Origin of the sequence: Streptomyces sp. NPDC046870 (assembly GCF_040704595.1) — a bacterium.
Classification (GTDB): domain Bacteria; phylum Actinomycetota; class Actinomycetes; order Streptomycetales; family Streptomycetaceae; genus Streptomyces; species Streptomyces argyrophylli.
The window spans coordinates 171,975-198,845 of the sequence record NZ_JBEYXM010000014.1 but is presented as its reverse complement, the minus strand read 5'-3'; the positions used below and the strand labels follow the sequence as shown (position 1 = coordinate 198,845).

At 73.5% G+C, this 26,871-nt stretch carries 9 protein-coding genes; 3 read left to right on the top strand and 6 right to left on the bottom strand.

Annotated elements, in window-relative coordinates; genetic code table 11:
- Nucleotides 1-300: 300 nt before the first annotated feature.
- Entirely contained in the window at nucleotides 301-7,044 is a 6,744-nt protein-coding gene (locus tag AB0946_RS27205; RefSeq protein ID WP_366763263.1) for an amino acid adenylation domain-containing protein, read from the top strand.
- A gap of 47 nt (nucleotides 7,045-7,091) precedes the next feature.
- Nucleotides 7,092-11,177: an amino acid adenylation domain-containing protein gene (locus AB0946_RS27200; RefSeq protein ID WP_366763262.1), complete on the top strand. Its 4,086-nt coding sequence runs from the start codon at nucleotides 7,092-7,094 to the stop codon at nucleotides 11,175-11,177.
- Between the two features lie 423 nt (nucleotides 11,178-11,600).
- Here AB0946_RS27200 and sbnB read toward each other — a convergent pair whose 3' ends face one another.
- The 6 genes from sbnB to AB0946_RS27170 all read right to left on the bottom strand — a co-directional run bounded on the left by sbnB (nucleotide 11,601) and on the right by AB0946_RS27170 (nucleotide 17,642).
- On the bottom strand, nucleotides 11,601-12,608 hold the full coding sequence (gene sbnB, locus AB0946_RS27195) for a 2,3-diaminopropionate biosynthesis protein SbnB (RefSeq protein ID WP_366763261.1): 1,008 nt from the start codon (nucleotides 12,606-12,608) through the stop codon (nucleotides 11,601-11,603).
- 38 nt (nucleotides 12,609-12,646) lie between these two features.
- Complete coding sequence (gene sbnA / locus AB0946_RS27190; RefSeq protein WP_366763260.1) at nucleotides 12,647-13,594, bottom strand: 2,3-diaminopropionate biosynthesis protein SbnA; 948 nt, start codon at nucleotides 13,592-13,594, stop codon at nucleotides 12,647-12,649.
- Nucleotides 13,591-14,817, bottom strand: a complete 1,227-nt coding sequence (locus AB0946_RS27185) for a glutamate synthase-related protein (protein WP_366763259.1) — start codon at nucleotides 14,815-14,817, stop codon at nucleotides 13,591-13,593. Before AB0946_RS27185 ends, sbnA begins: the two co-directional genes overlap by 4 nt.
- Nucleotides 14,814-15,827, bottom strand: a complete 1,014-nt coding sequence (locus AB0946_RS27180; RefSeq protein WP_366763258.1) for an asparagine synthetase A — start codon at nucleotides 15,825-15,827, stop codon at nucleotides 14,814-14,816. The genes AB0946_RS27185 and AB0946_RS27180 overlap by 4 nt, the downstream gene beginning before the upstream one ends.
- A gap of 74 nt (nucleotides 15,828-15,901) precedes the next feature.
- Entirely contained in the window at nucleotides 15,902-17,185 is a 1,284-nt protein-coding gene (locus AB0946_RS27175) for a methylaspartate mutase (RefSeq protein ID WP_366763257.1), read from the bottom strand.
- Entirely contained in the window at nucleotides 17,172-17,642 is a 471-nt protein-coding gene (locus AB0946_RS27170) for a cobalamin-dependent protein (RefSeq protein WP_366763256.1), read from the bottom strand. Before AB0946_RS27170 ends, AB0946_RS27175 begins: the two co-directional genes overlap by 14 nt.
- A gap of 374 nt (nucleotides 17,643-18,016) precedes the next feature.
- On the opposite strand from AB0946_RS27170, the gene AB0946_RS27165 reads away from it, so the two are divergent.
- Complete coding sequence (locus AB0946_RS27165) at nucleotides 18,017-26,854, top strand: amino acid adenylation domain-containing protein (RefSeq protein WP_366763255.1); 8,838 nt, start codon at nucleotides 18,017-18,019, stop codon at nucleotides 26,852-26,854.
- The last annotated feature ends 17 nt before the right edge of the window (nucleotides 26,855-26,871 follow it).

The following is a 26,871-nucleotide window of genomic DNA, read 5'->3' as shown; positions in this document are numbered from 1 at the left end:
GGCCGCCCGGGGGGGCGGGGGGGGGGGGGGGGGTGCCGCGGCGGGGGCGCCGCCCCGGGGGGGGGGGGGGGGGCGCCCCCCCCCCCCCCCGGCCGCCCGCTTCCCGCGCCCGCCTCCCCGACACGCGCGACTCCGCCCGGCGGGCGCACCTCCCCGTGGCCGTCCCCGAGGGGCAGAAGTGTCCACGTCCGGCGGGCAGAAGTAACCAGTTATCTCTCCAAGATCGCTCTGCGAGCATCGGATTCGGCTGAGTTTCCGAGGGCTTTCGCGAATGGTCGACGACGAGGAACTGGTGGACACATGACGACGAATCCGATGGTGGCCGCGGCCTGCGGACAGGTGGCCGAGCAGGGCGGATTCTCCCCGGCCGAGGCCCGTGTCGCCGCGGTGTGGAATGCGGTGACCGGCACTGAGGTGGCGACGGCGGAGGACGAATTCTTCCGGCTGGGCGGAACTCGTGCGCAGGCGACGGAAATGGCCCGCCGGATCGCGGAGGAATTCGGTTCGGAATTCGGCGCGGAACCGCTGCCCGAGCCGTTGACGGTGCGGGCGGTGGCGTCCTTCCTCGCGGAGGAGGCTCTGCTGAGGGCCCGCCGACTGTTCGAGTCCGCCGACTTCGACGCCGGCGAGGTGGCGGACGCCATGGGCGCCCTGGTGGCGGGCGGGGCCGCGGACGACGCTCCGGCCATACCCCGCACACCCCGGGACGGGCGTCCGCTGCCGCTGTCGTTCGCGCAGCGCCGGCTGTGGTTCCTGGACCAGTTGGAGCCCGGCCGGGCCGAATACCTGATCCCCATGGGGCTGCGCATCCGTGGCCGGCTGGACGTCCCGGCGCTGCGAGCGTCGCTGTCGGAGCTGGTGGCCCGGCACGAGGTGCTGCGCACCCGCTTCGTCAGCGACGCGGACGGCAACCCCGGGCAGGTCGTCGACCCGCCAAGGCCGCTGCCCCTCGCCGTCCACGACCTGCGATCCGTCGCCGGGGAGCAGGCGCGCGAGGAGGCCGCCACCGCGCTCGTGGACACCGAGGGCTTCCGCCCGATGGACCTCGGCACCGGACCGGTGGTGCGCGCGCTGCTGATCCGGCTGGCCGACGACGAGCACCTCCTCGCCCTGACGGTGCATCACATCGCCTTCGACGGCTGGTCGGCGGGGGTGCTGTCACGGGAGCTGACCGAGCTGTACGGCGCACGGGTCGCGGGCAGGACCGCCGACCTGCCCGAACCTCCCCTCCAGTACGCCGACTTCGCGGTCTGCCAGCGTCAGTGGTTCACCGGCGACGTGCTGGCGGAGCAACTGGACTACTGGCGCGGCCGGCTGGCCGGCACCGAACCGCTGGAGCTGCCCACCGACCGCCGGCGTCCGGCGCGGCACAGCGGCAAGGGCGCCATGCTCACCTTCCGCGTCCCCGCGGAGACCGCCGACGCCGCCCGGAGGATCTCCAAGGAGACCGGCGCGAGCCTGTTCATGACCCTGCTGGCGGTCTTCCAGCTGGTGCTGTCGCGCTACAGCGGCCAGGAGGACATCGCGGTCGGCACCCCGATCGCGGGCCGCAACCGGGCCGAGATCGAGAACATGATCGGCTTCTTCGTGAACACGCTGGTCATGCGCACCGACCTGTCCGGTGACCCGACGTTCACCGAGCTGCTCGACCGGGTCAAGGACACCGCGCTCGGCGCCTACGACCACCAGGACCTGCCCTTCGAACGCCTGGTGGAGGAGCTGGCGCCGCAGCGGGACCTGTCGCGCAACCCGCTGTTCCAGACGATGTTCGTCCTCCAGAACACCCCCGACAGCCGCTCGTGGGAGCTGCCGGGTCTGAGCGTGCGGCAACTCGACGTGTCCGCCCAGGACTCCAAGTTCGACTTCACCTTCTACGCCACCGAGGCCGCCGACGGCGCCCTGGACGGCACCGTCGTGTACTCCACCGACCTGTTCGACGAGGCCACGATGGTGCGGCTCGCAGGGCACTTCGAGACGCTGCTGGCCGCCGCCTGCGCCGCCCCGGACGCCCGGCTGTCCGAGCTGGAGATGCTCACCGCCGCGGAGCGCCGGACGATCCTCGGCGAGTGGAACGGCGCCGACACCGACGCCCCCGACACGCTGACCGTCACCGCGCTGATCGGGGAACGGGCCGCCCGCCACCCCGACGCGCCGGCCGTGACGTGCGGGACCGACCGGCTGACCTACCGGCAGCTCGACGAGCGGGCCGAGTGGATCGCCGGCCGGCTGCGGGAGCGCGGTGCCGGGCCGGGCACCCTGGTCGCGGTCTGCCTGGACCGCGGTACCGACATGGTGTGCGCCCTGCTCGGCATCCACAAGGCGGGGGCGGCGTACGTGCCGCTGGACCCCGCGTACCCCACGGACCGGCTCGCCTACATGGTCGAGGACAGCGGCGCCCCGCTGATCGTCACCCAGGCCGCGCACACCGGCCGCCTGCCCGCCCGCGCGCAGGCGCTGCTGCTGGACGGGTCCTGGCCGCAGGGGCCGTACACCTCCTCCAGCGCTCCGGTGGCGCAGGCCGGTCCGGACGACGTGGCCTACGTGATCTACACCAGCGGTTCCACCGGTCGTCCCAAGGGCGTGCAGATCACCCACGGCGCGCTGCGCGCCCGGATGCGGGAGACGAGCCGTGAACTGGGGCTCACCTCCGAGGACCGGGTCCTGCAGTTCGCGTCGATCGCGTTCGACTCGTCGGTGGGCCAGCTGTTCGCCCCGCTGGTCTCGGGAGCCTGCCTGGTGCTGCGCGACGACGCCTGGGACCCGGGCCGGCTGGCGCAGGCGCTGCGCGAGCACCGGGTCACGGTGGCGTGGCTGACCCCCTCGGCGTTCGGAGCGCTGGCCGCCGACCTGGACGGGCCGGACACGCTGGGCCCGCACCTGCGGCTGGTCCGGCTCGGCGGCGAGGCGCTCCAGCGGGAGCAGGTCCGGGAGTGGTTCCGGCACTGCGCGGTTCCCCTGGTCAACGGCTACGGACCCACGGAGGCCGCGCAGGAGGCGACGACCGCCAGGATCACCGGGCCCGTCGACCGGGTACCGATCGGCCGCCCGGTCGCCAACACCAAGGTCATCGTGGTCGACCGCCACGGCCGGCCGGTGCCGGTGGGAGTGCCGGGGGAGATGTGGATCGCCTGCCCCGGACTGGCCCGCGGCTACCTCGACCGGCCCGAGCTGACCGACGAGAAGTTCACCGTCGTGGACGTGGACGGCACCCCCCGGCGCGTCTACCGCACCGGGGACCACGCCCGATGGCTGTCCGACGGACGACTGGAGTTCGTGGGCCGCGCGGACAACCAGGTCAAGCTGCGCGGCTACCGCGTCGAACTGGGCGAGGTCGAGACGGCGTTGCTCGCCCACCCCCAGATCACCGGCGCCACCGTGGTGCTGCGCGAGGACGTTCCGGGAGCGCAGCGCCTCGTGGCCTACGTGGTGCCCGTGGGGCCCCTCGACGTGAGCGCGCTGCGCGCCCACCTCCGGCGCGACCTGCCGGACTACATGGTGCCCGCGGCCTTCGTACCGCTGGAGCGCATCCCACTCACCCCGAACGGCAAGACGGACCGCCGGGCGCTTCCCGCCCCCGCCCCCGACCGCTCCGGACTGGACGCCGAGTACACCGCGCCGCGCACGGACGCCGAACGCACGGTGGCCGAGGTGTGGTCCGAGGTGCTGGGCGTCGACCGCATCGGCGTGCACGACGACTTCTTCGCGCTGGGCGGGCACTCCCTGCTCGCCACCCAGGTCGTGTCGCGGCTGCGCCGGCGGCTCGGTGCCGATGTCCCGGTGCGCACGCTGTTCGGCGCTCCCACCCCGGCACTGCTGGCCGAGGCCGTGACGGAGCTGGCCGGCACCGGAGTCGACCGCATCCCGTCGGCACCGCGCGACAGCGGTCCGCCGCCGCTCAGCTTCGCGCAGCAACGACTGTGGTTCCTCGACCAGTTGGAACCCGGCCGGGCCGAGTACCTGCTGCCCTTCGCCTTCCGCATCCGCGGCCCCCTGGACATCGACGCCCTGGACGCCGCGTTCACCGCGGTGGTGGCACGCCACGAGATCCTGCGCACCCGGTTCGGCACGGACGCCGCGGGCTCGCCGGTGCAACTGGTCGACCCGGCGCGGCCGGTGCGTATCCGGGTACGGGACCTGCGCGGGGTGGACGACGCCACCGCCCGCGAGGGCGCACTGGCGGACGTACTGCGCGAGGACGGACTGCGGCCGGTCGACCTCGGCACCGGACCGATGCTGCGCGCACTGCTGGTACGGCTGGCCGACGAGGAGTGCGTCCTGGCGGTCACCGTGCACCACATCGCCTTCGACGGCTGGTCCGTGGGCGTGCTGGTGCGCGAGCTGTCCGCGCGCTATGCGGAAGCCGTCTCGGACCGGTCCGGCACGTCCGGCCCCGGCCCGCTGCGCGTCCAGTACGCCGACTACGCGGTGTGGCAGCGCTCCTGGTTGTCCGGGGCGCCGCTGGAGCGCCAACTCGCCTACTGGACCCGGCGCCTGGACGGCCTGGAGCCGCTGGAGCTGCCGACCGACCACGCCCGGCCGGCGGAGCGCGACGGACGGGGCGAGGTGGTCCGGTTCTCGGTGCCCGCGGACGTCACCGCCCGGGCCCGCGCGGTGTCCGCCGAGAGCGGCGCGAGCCTGTTCATGTCCCTGCTGGCGGTCTTCCAGCTGCTGCTGGCCCGCTACAGCGGACAGCGGGACATCGCGGTGGGCACCCCGATCGCCGGCCGCAACCGGGCCGAGACGGAGGATCTGATCGGCTTCTTCGTCAACACCCTCGTCCTGCGCACCGACCTGTCCGGCGATCCGACGTTCACCGAACTCCTCGACCGGGTCAAGGACACCGCCCTCGGCGCCTACGACCACCAGGACCTGCCCTTCGAACGCCTCGTGGAGGAACTCGCCCCCGACCGCGACCTGTCCCGCAACCCGCTGTTCCAGACGATGTTCGCGTTGCAGAACGCACCGGGCGCGGACGCCTGGAACCTGCCGGGCCTGTCGGCCGAGCCCGTCGAGACCCCGGTCCGGAACGCCAAGTTCGACCTGTCGATGTACCTCGCGGAGGCGGCGGACGGCACGCTGGACGGCGCCGTGGTCTACGCCGCCGACCTGTTCACCGAGGACACCGCGCGCCGCATGGCCGGCCACTTCACCAACCTGCTGGCCGCGGCCACGGCCCGCCCGCACAGCACGCTGTCCGAGGTGGAGATGCTGGACGTGGACGAGCGGCACCGCATCCTCACCGAATGGAACGACACCGCCTCACCCGTCCCGACGACGACCCTGCACGGGCTGTTCGAGGAACGGGCGGCACAGGACCCCGACGCGGTGGCCGTCGTCTGCGGCACCGAGACCCTGACCTACCGTCAGCTCGACGAGCGGGCCAACCGCCTCGCCCACCGGCTGCGCGCCGTCCCGGGCATCGGCCCCGACGTACCCGTGGGCGTCTGCCTGGAACGCTCGCCCGCCATGGTGTGGACGCTGCTCGGCATCCTCAAGGCCGGCGCCGCCTACGTGCCCCTCGACCCGGAACACCCGGCGGAGCGGCTGGCGTACCTGGTGGCGGACTCCGGCGCGCCGATGGTCGTCACCGACACCACGCACGCCCCCCTGCTGCCGGAGGGCCTTGACCTGCTCCGCGTGGACCGGCCCGCCGACCTGCCCGACACCCTGCCCACGCACGCACCGGAACCCGTCGCGGACCCCGGCGACCTGTGCTACCTGATCTACACCAGCGGCTCCACAGGCCGCCCCAAAGGTGTCCGCATCGAACACCGCGGAGTGGTCAACTACCTGGCCGGCATGCAGCACGCGTTCCCGCTCGCCGAGGGCGAGGGATTCCTCCAGGCCACACCGCTGTCCTTCGACGTCTCGGCGTACGAGATCTTCTGGCCCCTGTGGCAGGGCGCCACGGTCGTGCTGGTGCCCGGCTCCGACCGGCTCGACATGGCCGAGGTCTCCCGCCTGATGCGCGCCCACCGCGTCGTCGGCCTGCACTTCGTACCCAGCCTGCTGGACCTGTTCGTCTCCCGGGTACGGCCCGGGGACTGCACACACCTGCGGTACGCCTTCGCCAGCGGCGAACCGCTCCAGCCGACACTGGTGAGCCGGTTCACCGAACGCTTCCCCGGTGACCTCGTCAACCTGTACGGCGCCACCGAGGTCTCGGTCGACACGACCTACTGGCGGGCCCCGCGCACGGGCCCGGCCGGACCGGTCCTCGCCGGCCGTCCCATGGTCAACCAGACGGTGTACGTCCTGGACCCGGACCGCCGCCCGGTGCCCGCAGGCGTGCTCGGCGAGGTCTACCTCGGCGGCGACAGCGTCGGCCGCGGTTACCACCGGCGGCCCGAACTGACCGCCGAGCGCTTCGTCGCCGACCCGTTCCGCGGCGGCCGGATGTACCGCACCGGCGATCTCGGCCGGTTCACCGCGGACGGCGAACTGGACCTGCTGGGACGCATCGACCGCCAGGTGAAGCTGCGCGGCGTCCGGGTCGAACTCGGCGAGATCGAGGCCACACTGCTCACCCACGGCGCGGTCGGGGCCTGCGCGGTGGTGGTCCGGCAGGACACCCCGGGCGACAAACGCCTGACCGCCTACTGCGTGCCCGCGCCCGGCGCCACGGTCGACGCCGGCGCACTGCGCGAGTGGGCCGCCGAACGCCTGCCGCGGGCCATGATGCCGTCCGCGTTCGCCGTCCTGCCCGAACTGCCGCTCAACCGGAACGGCAAGGTCGACCACGCGGCGCTGCCCGCTCCGGGGAACGACGGCGACAGCACGGCCCGCTACACCGCGCCGAGGGACGAGATCGAGGCGGAGATCGCCGGGATCATGGCCACCGTGCTCGGCGTCGAACGCGTCGGAATCCACGACGGGTTCTTCGAGGCCGGCGGGCACTCCCTGCTCGCCATCCAGCTCGTCAACCAGGTGGAGACGGTGACCGGAGTGCGCATCAGCCTCCGACGCCTCTTCCAGTCGCCGACCGTCGTCGGCATCAGGCAACAGCTCGTCGAACTGTTCGACGCCCCGGAACAGGACTCCTGAACCAGCAGCCCATTGCCCACACGAGAAGACGAAGAGGACGGAACATCATGGGCGAGAACTCGGTAGAGGCACGGCTGCTGTCGCGCATGCGGCGGCGTGCGGAAGCGGCCCGGATCGCACGCGGTGACCGGGAGGCCGGACCGCTGCCGTTGTCGTTCGCGCAGCACCGGCTGTGGTTCCTGGACCGGTTGACACCCGACAGCCCGGAGTACCTGGTGCCCACGGCGCTGCGGGTGCGGGGCGCGCTGGACGTCGCCGCGCTGGGCACGGCCCTGTCCGGCCTGGTCGCCCGGCACGAGGTGCTGAGGACGTCGTTCCCGGCGGACGACAACGGCACACCGCGGCAGGTGATCACCGCACCCTGGCCGGTGGAGGTCATGGTCCACGACCTGCGGACCGAGGCGGACCCGGAGACCCGCGCCCGCGAAGTGCTGCGCGCCCGGGCGACGCGTCCGTTCGACCTGGACGCGGGCCGGCTCCTGCGGGCCGACGTGGTACGGCTGGCGGACGACGACCACTTCCTGTTGCTGACGATACATCACATCGTGTCGGACGGCTGGTCCTCCGGGATCATGGCCCGCGAACTGCGCGAACTGTACGCGGCCGCCGTCGCCGGACGCGAGGCGTCGCTGCCCGAACTGCCGATCCAGTACGCCGACTTCGCCGTCTGGCAGCGCGAGCGGCTCACCGGTCCCGAGATGGAGCGCCACCTCGCCTACTGGCGTCAGCGCCTGGCGCGGGTGACCCCGCTCGAACTGCCCACCGACCACCCGCGTCCCGCACGGCCGAGCGGCGGCGGCGACGTCGTCACCTTCTCGGTGCCGCAGGAGGTGGCGGAGGCGCTGCGGTCCGCGGCGAGCGGGCAGGGCGCGAGTCTGTTCATGGCGCTGCTGTCCCTGTTCCAGATCGTCCTGGCCCGTTACTGCCGTCAGGACGACATCGCGGTGGGCACCCCGATCGCCGGCCGCAACCGGGCCGAGACGGAGGACCTGATCGGCTTCTTCGTGAACACGCTGGTCCTGCGCACCGACCTGTCGGGCGATCCGACGTTCACCGAGCTGCTCGACCGGGTCAAGGACACCGCGCTCGGCGCCTACGACCACCAGGACCTGCCCTTCGAACGCCTGGTGGAGGAACTGGCCCCCGACCGAGACCTGTCCCGCAACCCGCTCTTCCAGACGATGTTCGTTCTTCAGGCGCCCGGCAGCGCGGAGGGCCGGGCGTGGGAGCTGGAAGGCACCCGGACCGAGCCGGTCGAGATCGAGCGGGGTGTCGCCAAGTTCGACCTGACGCTCACGGCGGCCGAGTCGGCGGACGGACTGCGCGCGGTGCTGGAGTACCGGACGGATCTGTTCGAGCGGGCGACGATCGAGCGCATGGCCGGCCACTTCACCACGCTGGCCGCGTCGGTGGCGGCCGCCCCGCGGGCCCGCCTGTCGGAGCTGAACATGCTGACGGAGCGGGAGCGGCAGGAGGTCCTGGTCGACTGGAACGGTGTCACCGGTCCGTACCCGGACACGGCGACGATCCATCGGCTGATCGAGGACCGGGTCGCCGCCGTCCCGGACGCGGTCGCTGTCACCTGGGGCGAGCAGCGCTGGACCTATGCCGAGATCAACGCGCGTGCGAACCGTCTGGCTCATCATCTGCGGGGCTCGGGTATCACCCCGGACACCCTCGTCGCGGTGTGCCTGGAGCGTTCGCCGGATCTGATCGCGACGCTGCTGGGGATTTTGAAGGCGGGTGCCGCGTTCGTGCCCCTGGACCCGGACTACCCGACCGACCGGATCACGTACATGGTCGAGGACGCGAGCGCGCCTCTCGTCATCACGAGCACCGGCCTCGCTGACCGGATTCCTGGCACGGTCGACCGGCTGCTGGTCGACACCGGGTGGCCGGCCGGTCCTGACACCGATCCGGAGCCGTTGGCCTCGCCGGACGATCTGGCCTACGTCATCTACACCTCGGGTTCCACCGGCAAGCCCAAGGGTGTCGCTCTGGAACACCGGGGTGTGGTCAACTACCTGCACTGGTGCGACCGGAACTATCCGGCTGGTGCGCCTGGCGGGATCGGCAGCATCCTCTACTCGTCGGTGACTTTCGACCTGACGATCACCGCGCTGTTCCTGCCCCTGATCCAGGGCCAGCAACTGGTCGTCCCCGTGCCCGAGGCGGGGCAGACGGCCTTCGACGCCGCGATCGACCTCGTGTGCACGGACGTCCCGATCAGTTTCCTCAAGGCGACGCCTTCCCACCTCGAAGTCCTCGCCGCCCACCTGGAGAGCCGCGGGGCCCGGCATCGCATCGCCACGATCGTCGCCGGTGGTGAGAACCTCTCGCCCCAGCTCGTCGCACGGTTGCTGGAGGCCGGAAGTGCGCCGACGGTGATCAGCAACGAGTACGGTGCGACCGAGGGCTCGGTGGCGAACGTGATGAGCCTGACCACGGAGCCGGACCCGCACGGGGGAACCACAACGCTGGGCCGGGCCGTCACCAACACGACGGTCTACGTCGTCGACCACCACGACCAGCCCGCGCCCGTCGGTGTCCCCGGCCATGCCCTGCTGGGTGGTATCTGCCTGGCCAGGCACTACCACAACCGGCCGGAGCTGACCGAGCAGCGCTTCACCGCCAACCCCCTCAGCCCGCCCCGCCCCGACCCCCGCACATATCACACCGGCGACCTGGTCAAGTGGCGCCCGGACGGCACCCTCGAATTCATCGGCCGGATCGACAACCAGGTCAAGGTGCGCGGCTACCGCATCGAACTCGGCGAGATCGAAAACGCCCTCAACACCCACCCCCACGTCCACGCCACCGCCGTGACCGTGCGCGAGGACACACCCGGCAACAAGCAGCTCGTCGCCTACACCGTCCCCACCCCGGGACACGGGCCGAGCGCCTCCGAACTGCGCAGCCACCTTCAGCAGCAGCTGCCCGACTACATGGTGCCGGCCGTCTACGTCACCCTCGACCAGCTCCCGCTCACCCCCAACGGGAAGGTCGACACCAAGGCCCTCCCCGCGCCCGACCACCACCGGCCCGACCTCGACACCACCTACACCGCACCGCGGAACACGACGGAAATGACCATCGCCGGCGTGTGGTCCGACGTCCTCGGCGTCGACACCGTCGGCATCCACGACAACTTCTTCCACCTGGGCGGACAGTCGATCAGTGCGGTGCGGGTGGTCTCCCGACTGCGGGAGGCCGGCCTGCGCGTCGCCCTTCAGCAGATCGTGCGGCACCCGACGGTGGCCGAGCTGGCGGCCGCGCTGGACGTCCCGCAACCGGCGTCGTCCGGGCTCGTGGTGCTCCTCTCGTCCGCGGCCGATCCCAGGCTGCCCGTGCTGTTCTGCGTACACCCGGGTGGCGGCAGCACTCATCCTTACCGGGCGCTCGCACGGTGCCTGGCGGGCACGTTCACCGTGTACGGCATCCAGGCCCCGGGGCTGAACGCGGACGAGGCGCCGCTCGTCGGGATGGAGTCGATCGCGGAACGGTACTGGCGGGAGATCCGCACGGTGCAGCCCACCGGCCCGTGCACGATCCTCGGATGGTCGACGGGCGCCGTGATCGCGCACGCGATGGGCGTGAGGCACCCGGAGGAGGTCACCGGCCTGTTCCTGCTGGAGCCGGCGGTGACGGGCGACGACCAGCGCGACCGCTTCCAGCGGCACGCCGAGGTGTACCGCCGGGTGAGCGCGTTGTGGCGGCGCGGTCAGAACGAGCGCGGCGCCGAACGGGTCGCCACGGAGCGGGAGTTGCGACGCCTGGCACCGGAGATGAACCTCGACGAGGAGCTGGTCACGCTCGACGAGTGGCTGCCTTACGCGGTGCTGGAGGCCGAGGTGCGGTCGCTCGCCGCCTACCGGCCCGCACGCTCGGAGGCCAGGGCGATGCTGTTCGTCAGCGACACGGTGCGCGACGGCAGCGGCGACGAGGTGCCGGAAGCCCGCTACATCGCCCACTGGCACGGGCTGTACCCGGCGGGGCTGGCCCAGCGGGCGATGCCGGGCCGTCACATGGAGATGGTCAGGGGCGACGAACAACTGGAGCTCCTGGTCTCCACGCTGCGGGAGGCCGTGCCGGCGCCTGCCGCCGACCGGGAACGGGAGCTGCTCACGGTCTGACCGGGACACTCGCCGGAGCACCGGAGCCGACAGCCGAAGAGGGGTCCGCCACGAATGTGGCGGGCCCCTCGTCGTGCTGACCTGTCCGCCGTCGTCCGTGAGGGGAGGGTCCGCGGTCCCAGGAGCGCACCGCCTGGCCTGGTCCCCGCCCGTCCGGCCCCGCCCCGAGCTGCGTCACCGGGGTCTCGTCCGGACCGGCCGGCACACGCCGGCGCGCAGCGCGCCACATGCACCCGGACCCGCAGGACCGCGGCGGGGACCAGGTCCGTGCTGCCGTGCCCCTGGTCCCTCCTCTCCCTCTCCCTCTCCCTGTCTTTGCGCCTTGTGCCGCGCACACGGCGACGCCCCGGTCTCGTGCTCCCACCTGGTGTCGGGTGGGAGCACGAGACCGGGGCGTCGGGGACGGCGGCCGGCGCCGCCGGCTCACCAGCGCTTCAACTCGGGGAAGAAGCCCGGTATCTCGGTGGCCCGGCCGGTGCGCACGGCCGTCCGGTAGATGTGGTAGCCGACGGCCAGGTCGAGGACGCCGAGGCCGAAGGGGGAGAACACGGTGGGGCGGTCGTGGCCGAGGGTCACGTCACCGCGCAGCACGTCGGCCAGCGTGCCGTCGATGAAGTCGCGCGTGCCGTACTCCGTCTCCGTGAGGTGGGGAGAGGTCCGTGCGGTGAGACAGTGGTCGATGTCGTCCAGGACGTTGTGGCACTTGATCATGACGGTGGGGTGGATGTCGCGCAGGGACAGGTTCAGGATGAGCTGGCCCGGCAGGAGGGTCTGCCCGTCCGCCAGCCAGGGCTCCGGCGCGGTGGTGGCGAGGACGACCAGGTCGGCGGTGGCCAGGGCCGCGTCGATCTGCGACACGGTGCGGGTCCGCCAGCCGTGGGTGTCGGCGGCGTAGGCGGCGAAGGTCTCGGCGTACGCGTCGACGTGGTCGTGGACCAGGCACTCGCGGACGTCGGTGCCGCGGGCCGCGAGGAAGTCGGAGACGGTCCGGCCGATGACGCCGGCCCCGACGAAGAGGACCGTCTTCGGGGTGTCGCCGTCGGCGAGGGTCTCCACGGCGAGCGCGGCGGACGCCGCTGTGCGGGCGGCGCTGATGCCGGACGCCTCCAGGCAGGCGAACGGGTAGCCGGTCTCGGCGTCGTTCAGCACGAGGACGGCGGAGGCGCGCGGCAGGTTCCGGCGTACGTTCTGCGGGTAGCTGGCGATCCACTTGAGGCCGGAGACCGGTGTGTCGCCGCCGAGGTGGGCGGGCAGGGCGATGATCCGGGCGCCGGGATCGTGCGGGAAGCGCAGGAAGTGGCTGTTGGGGTTCACGGTGGCCCCGCGGCTGTGCTGGAGGTAGGTCTCCCGCACGAGGTCCAGGACGGCTGACGGCGCGGAGCCGATGACATCCTGGGCGACGGAGCCGTCGATCACGTGGAAGGTCGACATCGGTGGTTGCCTTTCGGAGGCGGGTGGCGCGGGCGGGATCACGTCAGGACGCCGAGGTTCCGTTCGACCCAGTCGTCGTTGTAGATCGTGTCGAGGTACCGCTCGCCGAGGTCGGGGGAGACGGCGGCGATGCGGGAGCCGGCCGGGAGTGTGCCGGCCCGGCGGCGGACGGCGGCCAGCACCGAGCCGGTGGAGCCGCCGGTGAGCAGGCCGTGGGAGCGGGCGAGCAGCCGGCACTCGCGCACGGCCTCCTCCTCGGCGACCAGGACGACGTCGTCGGCGAGGCCGGGCTCGAACAGTTCGGGGACGCGGCTGGCTCCCAGTCCGGGGATGCGGCGCGGACCGGGTGCGGCACCGAGGATGACGGAGCCGAGCGCGTCCACGGCGACGATCCGGGTGTGGGGCGAGAACTCGCGCAGGTACCGCGCGCAGCCGACGAAGGTGCCCGTGGAGCCGACCCCGATGAACAGGTAGTCGAGGTGCTGGACCTCCTTCAGCAGGGTGCGGGCGGTCTGCTCGTAATGGGCGCGCGGGTTGGCCGGGTTGGCGTACTGGTTGAGCCAGACCACGGACGGGTCCGCTTCGACGTGGCGGCGGATGTGGGCGATGCGTGACTGGAGGAAACCGCCGTTGGCGTCGACGGTGTCGACGACGACCACCTCCGCGCCCAGGGCGCGCATGTGATCGATGCTGGTGGCGTTGGTGTTCGGGTCGACGACGCAGGTGAAGCGGTACCCCTTCGCGGCGCAGATGGAGCTGAGGGCGATGCCGAGGTTGCCGGAGGAGGACTCGATCACACGGGCGCCCGGTGTGAGGACGCCGCGGTGCTCGGCGTCCTCGATGAGGCTCAGCGCGGTCTTCAGTTTGACCGAGCCGGCCGGGTTGAGGCCCTCGATCTTCAGGAAGACGTCGGAGCCGGGCACCATCCGGGGCAGCAGGATGAAGAGGTCGTCGGTGACGAGCTCGTAGGCGTGCTCGTGGATCATGACCGGGGCTCCCACAGGTCGTCGGGGCCGGTCTCCCGCGCCGTGTAGTGGCCCAGCGCGCTGACGGCCATGCGCAGTTCCAGAGCCATGGCGTCCAGGAGGCGCTCCAGTCCGTGCTCGGGGTCCTCGTCGGCGGCGATCAGCGCGGCGCGGCCGAGGCCGACCGCGCGGGCGCCGAGGGCGAGCAGCTTCACGGCGCGCATGCCGTCCCAGACGCGCCCGCTGGCGAGGAGGGTGCGGCCGGCGGGGTCGACGCGGCGCAGGGCTTCGGCGAGGGGCAGTCCGACGTGGCCGAGGAAGCCGGTGGGGGCCCAGCCGGTGCCGCCCTCGGCGCCGTCGACGGCGACGGCGTGGGCGCCGGCGTCCCAGGCGACGGCGGCGGCGTGGCCGACGTCGCGGCCGGGGAACAGCTTCACCCAGCAGCGGGCGCGCGGGTAGTTGTTCCGCATGAGCTGGATCTGCCGGCGGAAGATCTCCTCGGTGAAGGTGCCGGGGCTCGCACAGCGCAGGAGCGACGAGGAGCCGGGGCCGAGCCGCTGCACGGCGTACTGCCCGGCGAGGTCGGACGCGACCGCCTCGCTGATCATGGTGAGGCCGCCGAGGCCGGGCTTGGCACCCTGGCCGACCTTGAGTTCGAAGCCGAGGCGGCCGGAGGTGAGCAGACCGGTGACGGCCGGGTCGCTGTACACGTGGTTCCAGACCTCGGAGTCGGCGTCCTCGGTGCTCTGCTGGACGCAGACGCCGCCGACACCGTCGGGGAGTTCCTCGCAGTACGCCTGGATGCGTTCCAGCAGGCCCTTGCGGTGGTCGTCGCCGCCGGCCCGGAAGCCGTTCATGGGGGCGACGTTCTCGCCGATGACCATGGGGATCCCGAGCCGTCCGGCCTGGCGGCTGAGCGCGAGGCTGGTGCCGGCGGCGCGGGTGGAGCCGAGCGCCGACAGGTACACCGGCAGCGGAGCGGTGAAACCGCCGAGGTCGGTGTCGAGCCGGACGTCCGAGTAGAGGGGTTCGCGGCCGAGGTCGATGAGTCGGGCGAGGCGGCCCGGCATGAAGACGGGCGGGACCAGGCGCAGCGCGTCGATCTCGTCGCCGGCGGGTGCGGGTGAGGCGCCGAAGACAGTGGTGCCGTACGTGTCCAGGGGCGGGAAGGCGGCGGCGGCGCCGTCGCGTGCCCGGGCGCGCACGGCGTCCTCGGGCAGGCCGGGTGCGGTCAGCGAGGTCACGGCGACACCACCCCCGCGACCTTCGGGAAGGCGGTGGTCCGCCAGGCGGAGTCCAGGCCGGTGACCCAGCGGGTCAGGCGCTCCAGGCCGATGCCGAAGCCGGCGCTGCTGGGGATGCCGTGCCGGGCGACGTCGAGGTACCAGGCGTACTTGGAGGGGTTCTCCCCGGTCTCGCGCATCCGGGTGACCAGGGCCGCGTAGTCGTACTCGCGTTCGCTGCCGCTGCACAGTTCGCCACAGCCCTCGGGGGCGATGAGGTCGAAGTTGAGCAGGGTGCCGGGCGCGGCCGGGTTCTCCTTGTCGTAGAAGCCGCGGGAGCCCTTGGGATAGCCGACGATGAAGAACGGGGCGTCGGCCCGGCGGGAGATGCGCTCCTCGGCCTCCCATTCGATCTCGGTCCCGGCGGCCTGGGGGTAGCCGTCGCGGCGCAGGCCGTCGACGACCTCGCCGTGCGGGACACGGGCGAAGGGCCGGGCCACGTGGCGGCGCAGGGTGTCGGGGTCGCGGCCGAGGACGGCGAGGTCGTCGCCGCACTCGTCGACGGCGGTGGTCACGGCGCGGCGGACCAGCTCCTCGGCGACGTCCATGGCGGCATCACGGGTGGCGCCCGCGTACTCGACGTCGATCTGCCGGAACTCGGCGAGGTGGCGGTGGGTGCTGCTGGTCTCGACGGGTTCGAGACGAACGTTGGGCGCGATGAGGAAGATGCGGTCGAAGGCCAGCAGCGACGCCTGCTTGTAGAGGATGGCGCTCGTCATCAGCTTGTAGCGGTGGCCGTAGTAGTCGACGTCGACCTGCTTGGCGCCGCGCGAGCCCGGGTCCGTGACGGGGCCGATGACCGGGTGGGCCATCTCCACCGCGCCGTCGGAGCGCAGGAAGGCACGGGCACCGGCCACCAGTGCCTGCTGGACGCGCAGGGCCGCACGGGTGCGCGGGTCGCGCAGGTGCTCCAGCGGCGAGGGCAGCACGGGGACCGCGGGGGCCGGCGGGAGATCCATCTGGAGTGTCATGTTCGTCCTGTCCTGTCGTTACCGGGGCGGGGGTGACCTGCCACCGGTGGCGGAGGGGAGTCGTGAGCGGAGGGTCAGCCCGCGCTGCCGAGGAGGGCGGCGGGGTCGTCGTAGCGGTTCTTGACGTGGTTGAGCGCGTGCAGCAGTCCGGACGAGGTCAGCCGCCGGGACGGCGTCGCCGCGGTGGACCGGCCGAGCGGCAGCGATCCGGTGCGGGACCACTCCAGCCGGCCGCGGTCGGAGATGAAGCTGCGGGTGCGCCCCGCGTTGTCGGGGTGCAGGCAGAAGGGCACGTCCAGGTAGCCGTGCGCGAAGGCACGCACCAGGGCCTGGCCGAGGTCGTCGTGCAGGTGCAGGACGGCCTCGACGAGGGAACGGGCCTCCGCCTCGATGCCGGTGGACGGCGGCGGGGCGGCCGGCCGCGCGGTGCGGGCGGCAGCGGCGGCGGTCTCCAGCGCGGTGACGTTCTCCTCGACGGAGGGGATGCGGGCCGACTCCGCCGGTGTCTTGACGATGAGCCGGGCGGCCCCGGTGCGTACGGCGAGCCGGGCTGCGTCCGCGACCAGCCGCAGCGCACCCGTCCGGGTCTCCGGGTAGACACCCATGTACGCGTAGACGACCACGTGCCAGGAGGTGTCCGGAAGGTGGTCGGCGGCCAGGGCGCGCAGTGCGTGGACGGCCTCCTCGTCCTGTTCGGGGCTGATCTGCTGGGCGTAGCTGAGGGAGACGCTGCGCAGGCCGTGCCGGCGGAAGAACTTGGCTTCCAGGACCGAGAGGGCCACGAGCAGCGAGGGCGGGCAGAGCTGGCCCAGCATGCAGCCGCCGAAGGTCTCCAGGTGCGGTTCGGCGCCGGTCTCCCGCAGGGCGGCGAGGCTGCGGCACGCTTCGGCCCAGGCACGGACCGAAGTGGCCAGCGGAGTGCGGCCGTAGGGCAGGCAGTAGGAGACGGGGCCGCCCTCGGTGGCGTCGAGTCCGGCGGCGATGAGGGCCTCGACGATCCGGCCGGGCCGGGCGGAACCGTGTCGCACCTGCACGGGGAAGCCGGGCCCGTGGACGCCGTCGAGGAGACCGGTGGTGGTTTCGAGGTCCATGCTGACCAGCGGATAGCCGTTGAGGTGGTGGCCCTGGGCCACGGCACGGGCGGCTGCGGCGTAGTCGCCGACGCGGGTGAAGCTGTCCAGGGTGAGGGTGCCGACGGTGGTGGCGTCGGCGGCCCGGGTGGCGATCAGACCCGCACGCATCCGGGCGGGGTCGGCGAAGCCCATGCGGGGCTGCACGACGAGGCGGCCGGAGCGGGCGGCGTCCGCCATGAAGCGGTGGAAGGCGCCGGCGGCGGGGGCGGGTTCAGCGGACGGCATCGGCGTGGGACCTTCCGTGCCGGTGCTCGGGCAGGCCGTCCAGCAGGGCGAGCAGCCCGGGGACGGCGCTCGCGCCGGTCAGCACGGCGTCGAAGCCGGCGTCGGTGAGCGCGGCGTGCACGTCCGGGCCGGTGCTGCCCGAGGTGTCCAGCTTGCCTCCGACGACGAGCGGCACCTCGGCCAGCGCGGGCACGGCGCGCACCGCCCGGGCCAGGCCGGGGGCCTCTTCGGCGCCGTGTCCGTTGACCGTGCTGACGACGATGAGGTCGGGCCTGCGGGCCGCGGCCTCCTCGACCAGGGCGCCGACCGGGACGCACGCGCCGAGATTGGTGACCTCCCAGCCCTGTTCCTCGAGCAGCAGTTGCAGGAAGAGCAGGTTCCAGGTGTGTGAGTCCGAGGCGATGGTGGTCAGGACCGCGTGGCGCGGGCCGTCCGGGGGCTGGTGATGCGGGTACACGACCGGCTTTTCCTCTCGACACCGTGATGGGGCCGCGACCGCTGCGATCGGGCCGGGTGCCCGTGCACACGCCCTCGATCGCGGCGTACGGGCTGTCCACTCGTGACGCCGTCCATGGTGGCCAGCGGTGATCGCGGGCGGCACTGGGCAGTTGTGACCACCCCGCGGGGCGTCACTTGTGCCCACTGGGAGCCCGCCGCCCGCGCGCCCTAGCGTGCTTGTCGCGGACGTTCCGCCGGGCCCGTGGTCGTGCCGGCGGCGCGGCCCCCGGCCCGCCCGGGGTGCCCCGCCCCACCCCTCACCGCCCGTCGTACGACGTGCCGCCCGCGAACCGCTTGTACCGCTGACGATGTCCTGACGATGGGGAGTGAACGGTGGCTGATCACCAGCTGGGGGAGTGGAGGCACGAGTCGGCGGGCCTGGAACCGCTGGAACTGCCCTGGGACCGACGGCCGTCGGACGACGGCCCGGGCCCCGCGGACCGGGTTCCGTTCGACGTGCCCGCCCGGACCGCCGACGCGCTGGCCGCGCTGGCCCGCGACGCCGGCGTGGAACTCCCCGCGGTCCTGCTGACGGTGTTCCACACGCTGCTGGGGCGGTACGCCGGCCGGGGCGACGTCCCGGTGGCGGTACCGGCGGACGTCCCGGGCACGGCGGTCGTGGTACGCGGCGCGGCCGGCGACCCGGTGTTCACCGAGGCCGTGGCGCAGGTCGCGCGGGGCATGGCGGACGCCACCGGCCGGGCGCCGGTGCCACGCGCGGTGCCGGCGGGCGCGGTGGCGTGGTTCGCGTCGCGCACGGCCGTCCGGGAGGCCGCCGTGTTCCCGCCGGACGCGCCCGTCACCCTGGAGGTCGTCGCGGACGGCGGCGGGCTGAGCGGTGTCCTCGGCTACCGGACCGATCTGTTCGAGCGGGCCACCGCGGAGCGGATGGCGGGGCACCTCGCGACCCTGGCGGGTTCCGCCGGGGACACCCCCGGCCGCCCGCTCAGCGCGCTGGAGATGCTGACGCGGCCCGAACGGGACCGGATCCTCGACGAGTGGAACGGGCCGCGGTCCGCGTTCCCGGACACGACCGTGCACCGGCTGGTGGAGGAGCGCACGGCCCGCCAACCCGACGCGGTGGCCCTGGAACACGGCGGACGGCGGATGACCTACCGGGAGCTGGACGAGCGGGCCGAGGGGCTGGCGCGGTACCTGGCGGGGCGGGGCGTCGGCCCCGGCACGCTGGTCGCGGTGTGCCTGGACCACGGCCCGGACCTGGTGTGCGCGCTGCTGGGCGTGCTCAAGTCGGGGGCCGCCTACGTGCCGCTGGACCCGGCCTACCCGGCCGAGCGGCTGCGGTACATGGTCGAGGACAGCGCCGCCCCGGTGGTGGTGACGCAGTCCGCGCACGCCGGCCTGTTCACGCCGGGCGCCGCGCTGCTGCTGGCCGACCGGGAGTGGCCGGCCGGCACCGGCACCGCCCCGGCCGTCGCCGCGGGCCCGGACGACGTGGCGTACGTCATCTACACCTCCGGTTCCACCGGCCGCCCCAAGGGTGTGCGGGTCGGGCACCGCGGCGTCGTCAACTACCTGCACTGGTGCGACCGGAACTATCCTCCGGCGCCCGGCGCGCGGACGGGCTCGCTGCTGTGCTCGTCGGCGGCGTTCGACCTGACGGTGACCGCGCTGTTCCTGCCGCTGGTGCAGGGGCTGTGCCTGGTCGTGCCGCGGCCGGAGCCGGGCCGCACGGTGTTCGACGCGGCCGTGGACATCGTCGCGTCCGGGGTCCCCATCAGCTTCCTGAAGGCGACGCCCTCGCACCTGGAGCTGCTGACCGCCCGGCTGGAGCAGGACGGCGTCCGGCACCGCATCGCCACGGTGGTCGCCGGCGGCGAGGACCTGACGCCGGCGCTGGCGCACCGGGTGCTGGAGCTGGGCACCGGGGACACGGCGATCGTCAACGAGTACGGGCCGACCGAGGCGACCGTCGGCAACGTGGTCAGCCGGACGGTGTCGGTGGACCCGGCGGCCGACCACGTGCCGATGGGCCGGGCGATCGACAACACCGAGGTCTACGTGGTCGGGGCGCACGGTGAGGTCCAGCCGGTCGGAGTCCCCGGTGAGCTGCTGATCGGCGGTGTCAACGTGGCTCTCGGCTACCTGGGCCGGCCCGAGCTGACGGAGCGGCGGTTCGTGCCGCACCCCTTCTCGGCCGATCCCGGGGCCCGCGTGTACCGCACCGGCGACCTGGTGAAGTGGCTGCCGGACGGGCGCCTGGTCTACCTGGGCCGGATGGACGACCAGGTCAAGCTGCGCGGGCACCGGGTGGAACTCGGAGAGATCGAGAACGCCCTGCTGTCCCGGCCGGACGTCGCGGCGGCCACGGTCGTGGTCCGCGAGGACGTCCCCGGTGACAAGCGGCTGGTGGCGTATCTCGTGCCGGCCGCCGGCGCGACCCCGGCCGCGGCCCGGCTGCGCGCGACGCTGGCACGGGAGCTGCCCGCCCACATGGTGCCCGCCCGGTACGTCCTGCTGGAGCGGCTGCCGCTCACCCCGAACGGCAAGGTGGACCGGCGGGCCCTGCCCGCGCCCGAGGGCCACCGCCCGGACGTCTCCGCCGCGTTCGCCGCGCCGCGTACGCCCACGGAGCGGGTGGTCGCCGCCATCTGGGCCGAGCTGCTGGGCGTCGACGCGGTCGGCGTGGACGACGACTTCTTCGAACTGGGCGGCCACTCCCTGCTGGCCGCCCGGGTCGCCTCCCGGCTGCGCCGGGACCTCGGGGTGGACATGCCGCACCGGACGGTGTTCGACGCGCCGACACCGGCGTCGCTGGCGGCCGCCGTGGACGCGCTGGGGCCGGGCACCTCCGCCGCGATCCCGCGGGCGGACCGCTCGGCGGGACCCCTGCCGCTGTCCTTCGCGCAGCAACGCCTGTGGTTCCTGGACCAACTGGCGCCGGGCCGGGCCGAGTACACGATCCCGGTGGGGCTGCGCGTGACGGGGGACTTCGCGCCGGACGCGTTCGGCGCCGCGCTGACGGCGCTGACCGCCCGGCACGAGATCCTGCGGACCCGGTTCCTCGCGGACGGCACGGGACGCCCGTACCAGGTCGTCGACGCCGTGCGGGAGGTGCCGGTGGACGTCCACGACGCCCGGCACCTCGGCGACGGCGCCGCGCGGGAGCTCCTGCGCGAGGCGGCGGGACGGCCGTTCGACCTGGCCGCGGGGCCGCTGCTGCGCGCGGTGGCGGTACGGGTGGCCGACGCGGAGTGGCTCCTGCTGCTCGCCGTGCACCACATCGTCTCCGACGGCTGGTCGGAGGGCATCCTGGCGCGGGAACTGGGCGAGCTGTACGAAGCCGCGGTGGCCGGCCGGCCCGACGCCCTGGCCCCCCTCGGCCTGCAGTACGCGGACTTCGCGAGCTGGCAGCGCGCGGCACTGGACGGCCCGGTGCTGGAGGGGCAGTCCGCGTACTGGCGGGAGCGGCTCGCCGGGGTGCAGCCGCTGGAGCTGCCGGCCGACCACCGGCGCCCGGCCGAGCGGTCGGGCCGGGGCGGCACGGTGTCCTTCGCGGTGCCCGCCGACGTGGCAGGCGCGGCCCGCCGGCTGGCGGCGGGGCAGGGGGCGAGCCTGTTCATGTCCCTGCTGGCGGTGTTCCAGCTGCTGATGGCGAAGTACAGCGGCCAGGAGGACATCACGGTCGGCAGCCCGGTCGCCGGCCGCAGCCGGGCCGAGACCGAGGACCTGATCGGCTTCTTCGTCAACACCCTCGTCCTGCGCACCGACCTGTCCGGCGACCCCGCCTTCACCGAGCTCCTCGACCGGGTCAAGGAGACCGCCCTCGGCGCCTACGACCACCAGGACCTGCCCTTCGAACGCCTCGTGGAGGAACTCGCCCCCGACCGTGACCTGTCCCGCCATCCGCTGTTCCAGACGATGTTCGTGCTCCAGAACACCCCGGACGGCCACGCCTGGCGACTGCCCGGAACGGTGGTGGAGCCGTTCGCGGTCCGTGCGGAGGAGGCCAAGTTCGACCTGACCCTGTTCCTCACCGAGCGGCCCGACGGTTCGCTCCACGGCGAGCTGGTGTTCGCCCTCGACCTGTTCGCACCGGACACGGCCGAGCGGCTGGCCGAGCACTTCACCACGCTGCTGCGCGCGGCCGTCACCGGCCCGGAGCGCCGGCTGTCGGAGCTGGAGGTGCTCGCCGGTGCCGAGCGGCGCAGGGTGCTGGCCGGCTGGAGCGGGACGGAGGCCGCCGCGCACACCGGGACCGAAGCCGGTGCCGGGGCGACGGTGCACCGGCTCGTCGAGGAGTGCGCCGCCCTGCGACCGGACGCCACGGCGGTGCGCTCGGCCGGCGGGGACCTGACCTACCGGGACCTGAACGCACGGGCCAACCGGCTCGCCCGGCACCTGCGTTCGCACGGAGCCGGTCCCGGTGCCGCGGTCGCCGTCTGCCTGGAGCGCGGCCCCGAGCAGATCACCGCACTGCTCGCGGTCCTCAAGTCCGGCGCCGCCTACGTACCGCTGGACCCGGAGCACCCGTCCGACCGGCTCGCCTACATGGTCGCGGACGCGCGGGCCGAACTCGTCGTCACCGACGGCGCCCGGGCCGCACGGCTGCCCGAGGGGCCCGGCCGGTTCCTCACCGACCGGGACTGGCCGTCCCTCGCCGGCCTTCCGGCGCACGACCCGGAGCCCGCCGCGACCCCCGACGACCTGGCGTACGTGATCTACACCAGCGGCTCCACCGGCCGGCCGAAGGGCGTCGAGATCGAGCACCGCAGCCTGGTCGACTTGGTCCGCTGGACGGCCGACACCTTCGGCGCGGCCCCGGGACGGCGGGTCGCGTTGCTGGCGGGCGTCGGGTTCGACGCGTCGGCCTGGGAACTGTGGCCCGCGCTGGCGACCGGTGCCACCGTGTGCGTACCCGACGACACGGTGCGGCTGACGCCGGAACTGCTCCGGCGCTGGCTCACCGAGCAGCGCGTCACGGGCACCTTCGTCTCGACACCCGTGCTGGAGGCACTGGCGGCCCTCGACTGGTCGGAGCCCACCTCCCTCGAGTACGTGCTGACCGGTGGGGACGCACTGCGCCTGCCGGCCGGGCTGCGCCTGCCCTTCCGCGTCGTCAACAACTACGGGCCGACCGAGTCGACGGTGGTGACCACCTCCACGGAGGTCGTCCCCGGCACTCCCGTGCCACCGATCGGCCGGCCGGTGCCCGGCACCTTCGTGTACGTCGTGGACCGGCACGGCCGGCCGGTGCCGACCGGAGTGCCGGGCGAACTCCTCGTCGGCGGGACCGGGCTGGCCCGCGGCTACCGGGGGCAGCCGGAGCAGACGGCGCAACGGTTCGTGACCGTCCACGTCGACGGCACCCCGCGCCGGGTCTACCGCACCGGGGACCGGGTGCGCTGGCTGGCCGACGGACAACTGGAGTTCCTGGGACGGCTGGACGAGCAGGTCAAGCTGCGCGGGCACCGCATCGAGCCCGGGGAGATCGAGGCGGTGCTGCTGGCCGGCCCCGACATCGCAGCGGCCACCGTCGTCGTCCGCGAGGACACCCCCGGCGACAGGCGGCTGGTCGCCTACGTCGTCCCCGCGGCGGGCGGCCGCGTGACGAGCGAGGCCCTGCGCGGGCGGCTGCGCCGGGAACTGCCCGACTTCATGGTGCCGTCCGCCTTCGTGGCGCTGGAGCGGCTGCCGCTCACCCCGAACGGCAAGGTGGACCGGCGGGCGCTGCCCGCGCCCGAGCCCCGCGCGTCCGCGGCCGGCGGTCCGGCCCCCCGTACCCCGGTCGAGCGCGCGATCGCGGCGGCCTGGTCCCAGGTGCTCGGCACCGAGGTCACCGGTGTGGACGACAACTTCTTCGAGCTCGGCGGCCACTCCCTGCTCGCCACCCAGGTGACGTCACGGCTGCGGGACGCGCTCGGGGTGGAGGTGCCCGTGCGGGCCCTGTTCGCGGCACCCACGGTCGCCGGGCTGGCCGCGGCCGTCGCGGAGCCGGCGGCGGACGCGGCGGCCGGCGCCGGGCGGATCGTGCCGGCCGACCGGACCGGCGGGCCGCTGCCGCTGAGCTTCGCCCAGCAGCGGCTGTGGTTCCTCGACCAGCTGGAGCCCGGACGCGCGGAGTACGCCGTACCCTTCGCGCTGCGCGTCGACGGCCCGCTGGACACCGCCGCCCTCGACGCGGCGCTGACCCGCATGCTGGCCCGGCACGAGGTCCTGCGGACACGGTTCGTCGCCGGCGAGGACGGAGAGCCGGCGCAGGTCGTCGATCCCCCGGCACCGGTGCGCACGGACGTCCACGACCTGCGGCACATCGCCGATCCCGGGGAACGGCAGGAGGCGGCACGGCGCCTCGCCCGGGCCGAGGCCGCGCGCCCCTTCGACCTGGCGGCGGGACCGCTGCTGCGCGCGCACCTGGTGCGGCTGGCCGACGAGGAGGCGCAGCTGTTGCTGACGGTGCACCACATCGCCTGCGACGGCTGGTCGGAGCCGCTCATGGCGCGCGAACTGCGCGAGGGCTACCGGGCGGCGATCACCGGCACCCCGCCCGAGGACACGGCACTGCCGGTGCAGTACGCGGACTTCGCCGTGTGGCAGCGGCGAAGGCTCACCGGTGAGGTGCTGGAAGGACAGCTGGCGTACTGGCGGGAGCGGCTCGCCGGGGTGGAACCGCTGGAACTGCCGACCGACCGCCGCCGACCGGCGGGACCGCCCGGCGGCGGCGACACCGTGACGTTCGAGGTGGGCGCGGCCGTGGCCGCCGGACTGCGGAAAGCGGCCAGGAACGGCTCCGCGAGCCTGTACATGGTGCTGCTGGCGGCCTTCCAGGTGCTGCTGGCCAAGTACGGCCGTCAGGACGACGTGACCGTCGGCAGCCCGGTCGCCGGCCGCAACCGGGCCGAGACGGAGGACCTGATCGGCTTCTTCGTCAACACCCTCGTCCTGCGCACCGACCTGTCGGGCGATCCGACGTTCACCGAACTCCTCGACCGGGTCAAGGAGACCGCCCTCGGCGCCTACGACCACCAGGACCTGCCCTTCGAACGCCTCGTGGAGGAACTCGCCCCCGACCGCGACCCGTCCCGCAACCCCCTGTTCCAGACGATGTTCGTGCTCCAGAACACGCCCGACCAGCACGGCTGGAGCCTTCCGGGGCTGGACGTCGAGCCGTTCACGGTCACGCTGCCGGACGCCAAGTTCGACCTCACCCTGATGATGTCCGAGGACGCGGACGGCGGTCTGCGCGGCACCCTGGAGTACCGGACGGACCTCTTCGAACGGGACACGGTCGCCCGGCTCGCCGGTCACCTGGGCACCGTGCTGGAGACGGTGGCCCGCGAGCCCGCGGTCCGGCTGTCCCGGCTCTGCCTGCTCACCGCCGAGGAGCGGCGGCGCACGGTGACCGAGTGGAACGACACCGCCGGCGCCTTCCCGGACACCGCCACGCTGCACGGCCTGTTCGAGGAGCGGGCGGCACGGCAACCGGACACGGTGGCCGTCGAGGGGCCGCACGGCACGCTGACATACGGCGAGCTGAACGCGCGCGCCAACCGGATCGCCCACCACCTGCGCACCCGGTACGCGGTGCGGCCGGACATGCCGGTCGCGGTGTGCCTGGAGCGCGGCCCGGACCTGGTGACGGCCGTGCTCGGCGTCCTGAAGGCGGGGGCACCGTACGTGCCGCTGGACCCGGACTACCCGGCCGAGCGCCTGGCGTACATGGTCCGGGACACCGCGACCCCGGTCGTCCTCACCGGCACCGCGCACACCGGCCGGCTGCCGTCGGACGTACCACTGCTGCTGCTCGACGAGGACACCGCGGCGCTGGCCGGTGAGCCCGACACCGACCCCCGCCCGGTCACCGCACCGCACCACCTGGCCTACCTGATCTACACCAGCGGATCCACCGGCCGCCCCAAGGGCGTGCAGGTGGAACACCGCAGCGTGGTCAACCTGGTGCACTGGACGGCGCGCGAGTACGGGCTGGAGCCGGGGGAGCGGATCGCCCTGCTGGCCGGGATCGGCTTCGACGCGGCGGCCTGGGAGCTGTGGCTCGGCCTGACCCGGGGCGCGACCTGCTGCGTCACCACCGAGACCGTCAGGCTCACCCCGCACCTGCTGCGGGACTGGCTGTGCGAGCAGCGCGTCCACGCCACCTTCCTGTCCACGCCGATGCTGGAGGCGCTGATGGCGGTGGAGTGGCCGGCCGAGAGCACCCTGCGGTACGTCCTGACCGGCGGCGACCGGCTGCGGATGCCGGCCCGGGCCAGGCTGCCGTTCCGCGTCGTCAACAACTACGGCCCCACCGAGACCACCATCATCGTCACCTCGACGGTCGTCGAACCCGGCGACGCGGTCCCGCCCATCGGCCGGCCCATCCCCAACGTCCTGGCGTTCGTGGTGGACCAGCACGGCCGGCCGGTACCGGTCGGGGTGCCCGGCGAACTCCTCGTCGGGGGCGTGCCGGTGGCCCGCGGCTACCGGGGCAGGCCGGATCTGACCGAGGAGAAGTTCACCGCGTACGAGGCCGAAGGGCTGAGCACCAGGGTCTACCGCACCGGTGACCTGGTGCGGTGGCGGGCCGACGGTCAGCTGGAGTTCCTGCGGCGGATCGACAACCAGGTGAAGATCCGCGGCAACCGCATCGAGCTCGGCGAGATCGAGGCCACTGTGCTGACCCACCCCGGCGTCGGCGAGGTCAGCGTGGTCGTCCGCGAGGACACGCCCGGCGACAAGCGGCTCGTGGCGTATCTCGTGGCCACCGGCGCGGACGCGCCGAGCACCGCGGAACTCCACGCCCACCTGGGCCGGTTCCTGCCCGACTACATGATCCCGGCGGCGTTCGTCGCACTCGACCGGCTGCCGCTGACCGCCAACGGCAAGGTGGACCGGGCGGCCCTGCCGGTGCCGGACCACCAGCGGCCGGATCTGGGGACGGAGTACACCGCGCCGCGCAACGCCGTCGAGCGGACCGTCACCGCCGTGTGGCAGGAGCTGCTGGGCATCGAACGCGTCGGCGTGCACGACAACTTCTTCCAGCTGGGCGGGCATTCGCTGCTCGCCACACAGGTCGCCTCCCGGCTGCGGAAGGCGCTGCGGGTCGACGTGCCGGTGCGGGCCGTGTTCGACTCTCCCACCCCGGCAGGGCTCGCCCAGGGCATCGCCGACCTGATGATGGCGGCGATCACGGCGCAGTTCGCGCCGGCCGGGTGACGGCGCCCGGCGCCACG

Bases quoted from the DNA above. Each gene is read 5' to 3' on its own strand.
- AB0946_RS27175 (WP_366763257.1), bottom strand. From the start codon at position 17,185: ATGCCGTCCGCTGAACCCGCCCCCGCCGCCGGCGCCTTCCACCGCTTC.
- AB0946_RS27180 (WP_366763258.1), bottom strand. From the start codon at position 15,827: ATGACACTCCAGATGGATCTCCCGCCGGCCCCCGCGGTCCCCGTGCTG.
- AB0946_RS27200 (WP_366763262.1), top strand. From the start codon at position 7,092: ATGGGCGAGAACTCGGTAGAGGCACGGCTGCTGTCGCGCATGCGGCGG.
- AB0946_RS27205 (WP_366763263.1), top strand. From the start codon at position 301: ATGACGACGAATCCGATGGTGGCCGCGGCCTGCGGACAGGTGGCCGAG.
- sbnB (WP_366763261.1), bottom strand. From the start codon at position 12,608: ATGTCGACCTTCCACGTGATCGACGGCTCCGTCGCCCAGGATGTCATC.
- sbnA (WP_366763260.1), bottom strand. From the start codon at position 13,594: ATGATCCACGAGCACGCCTACGAGCTCGTCACCGACGACCTCTTCATC.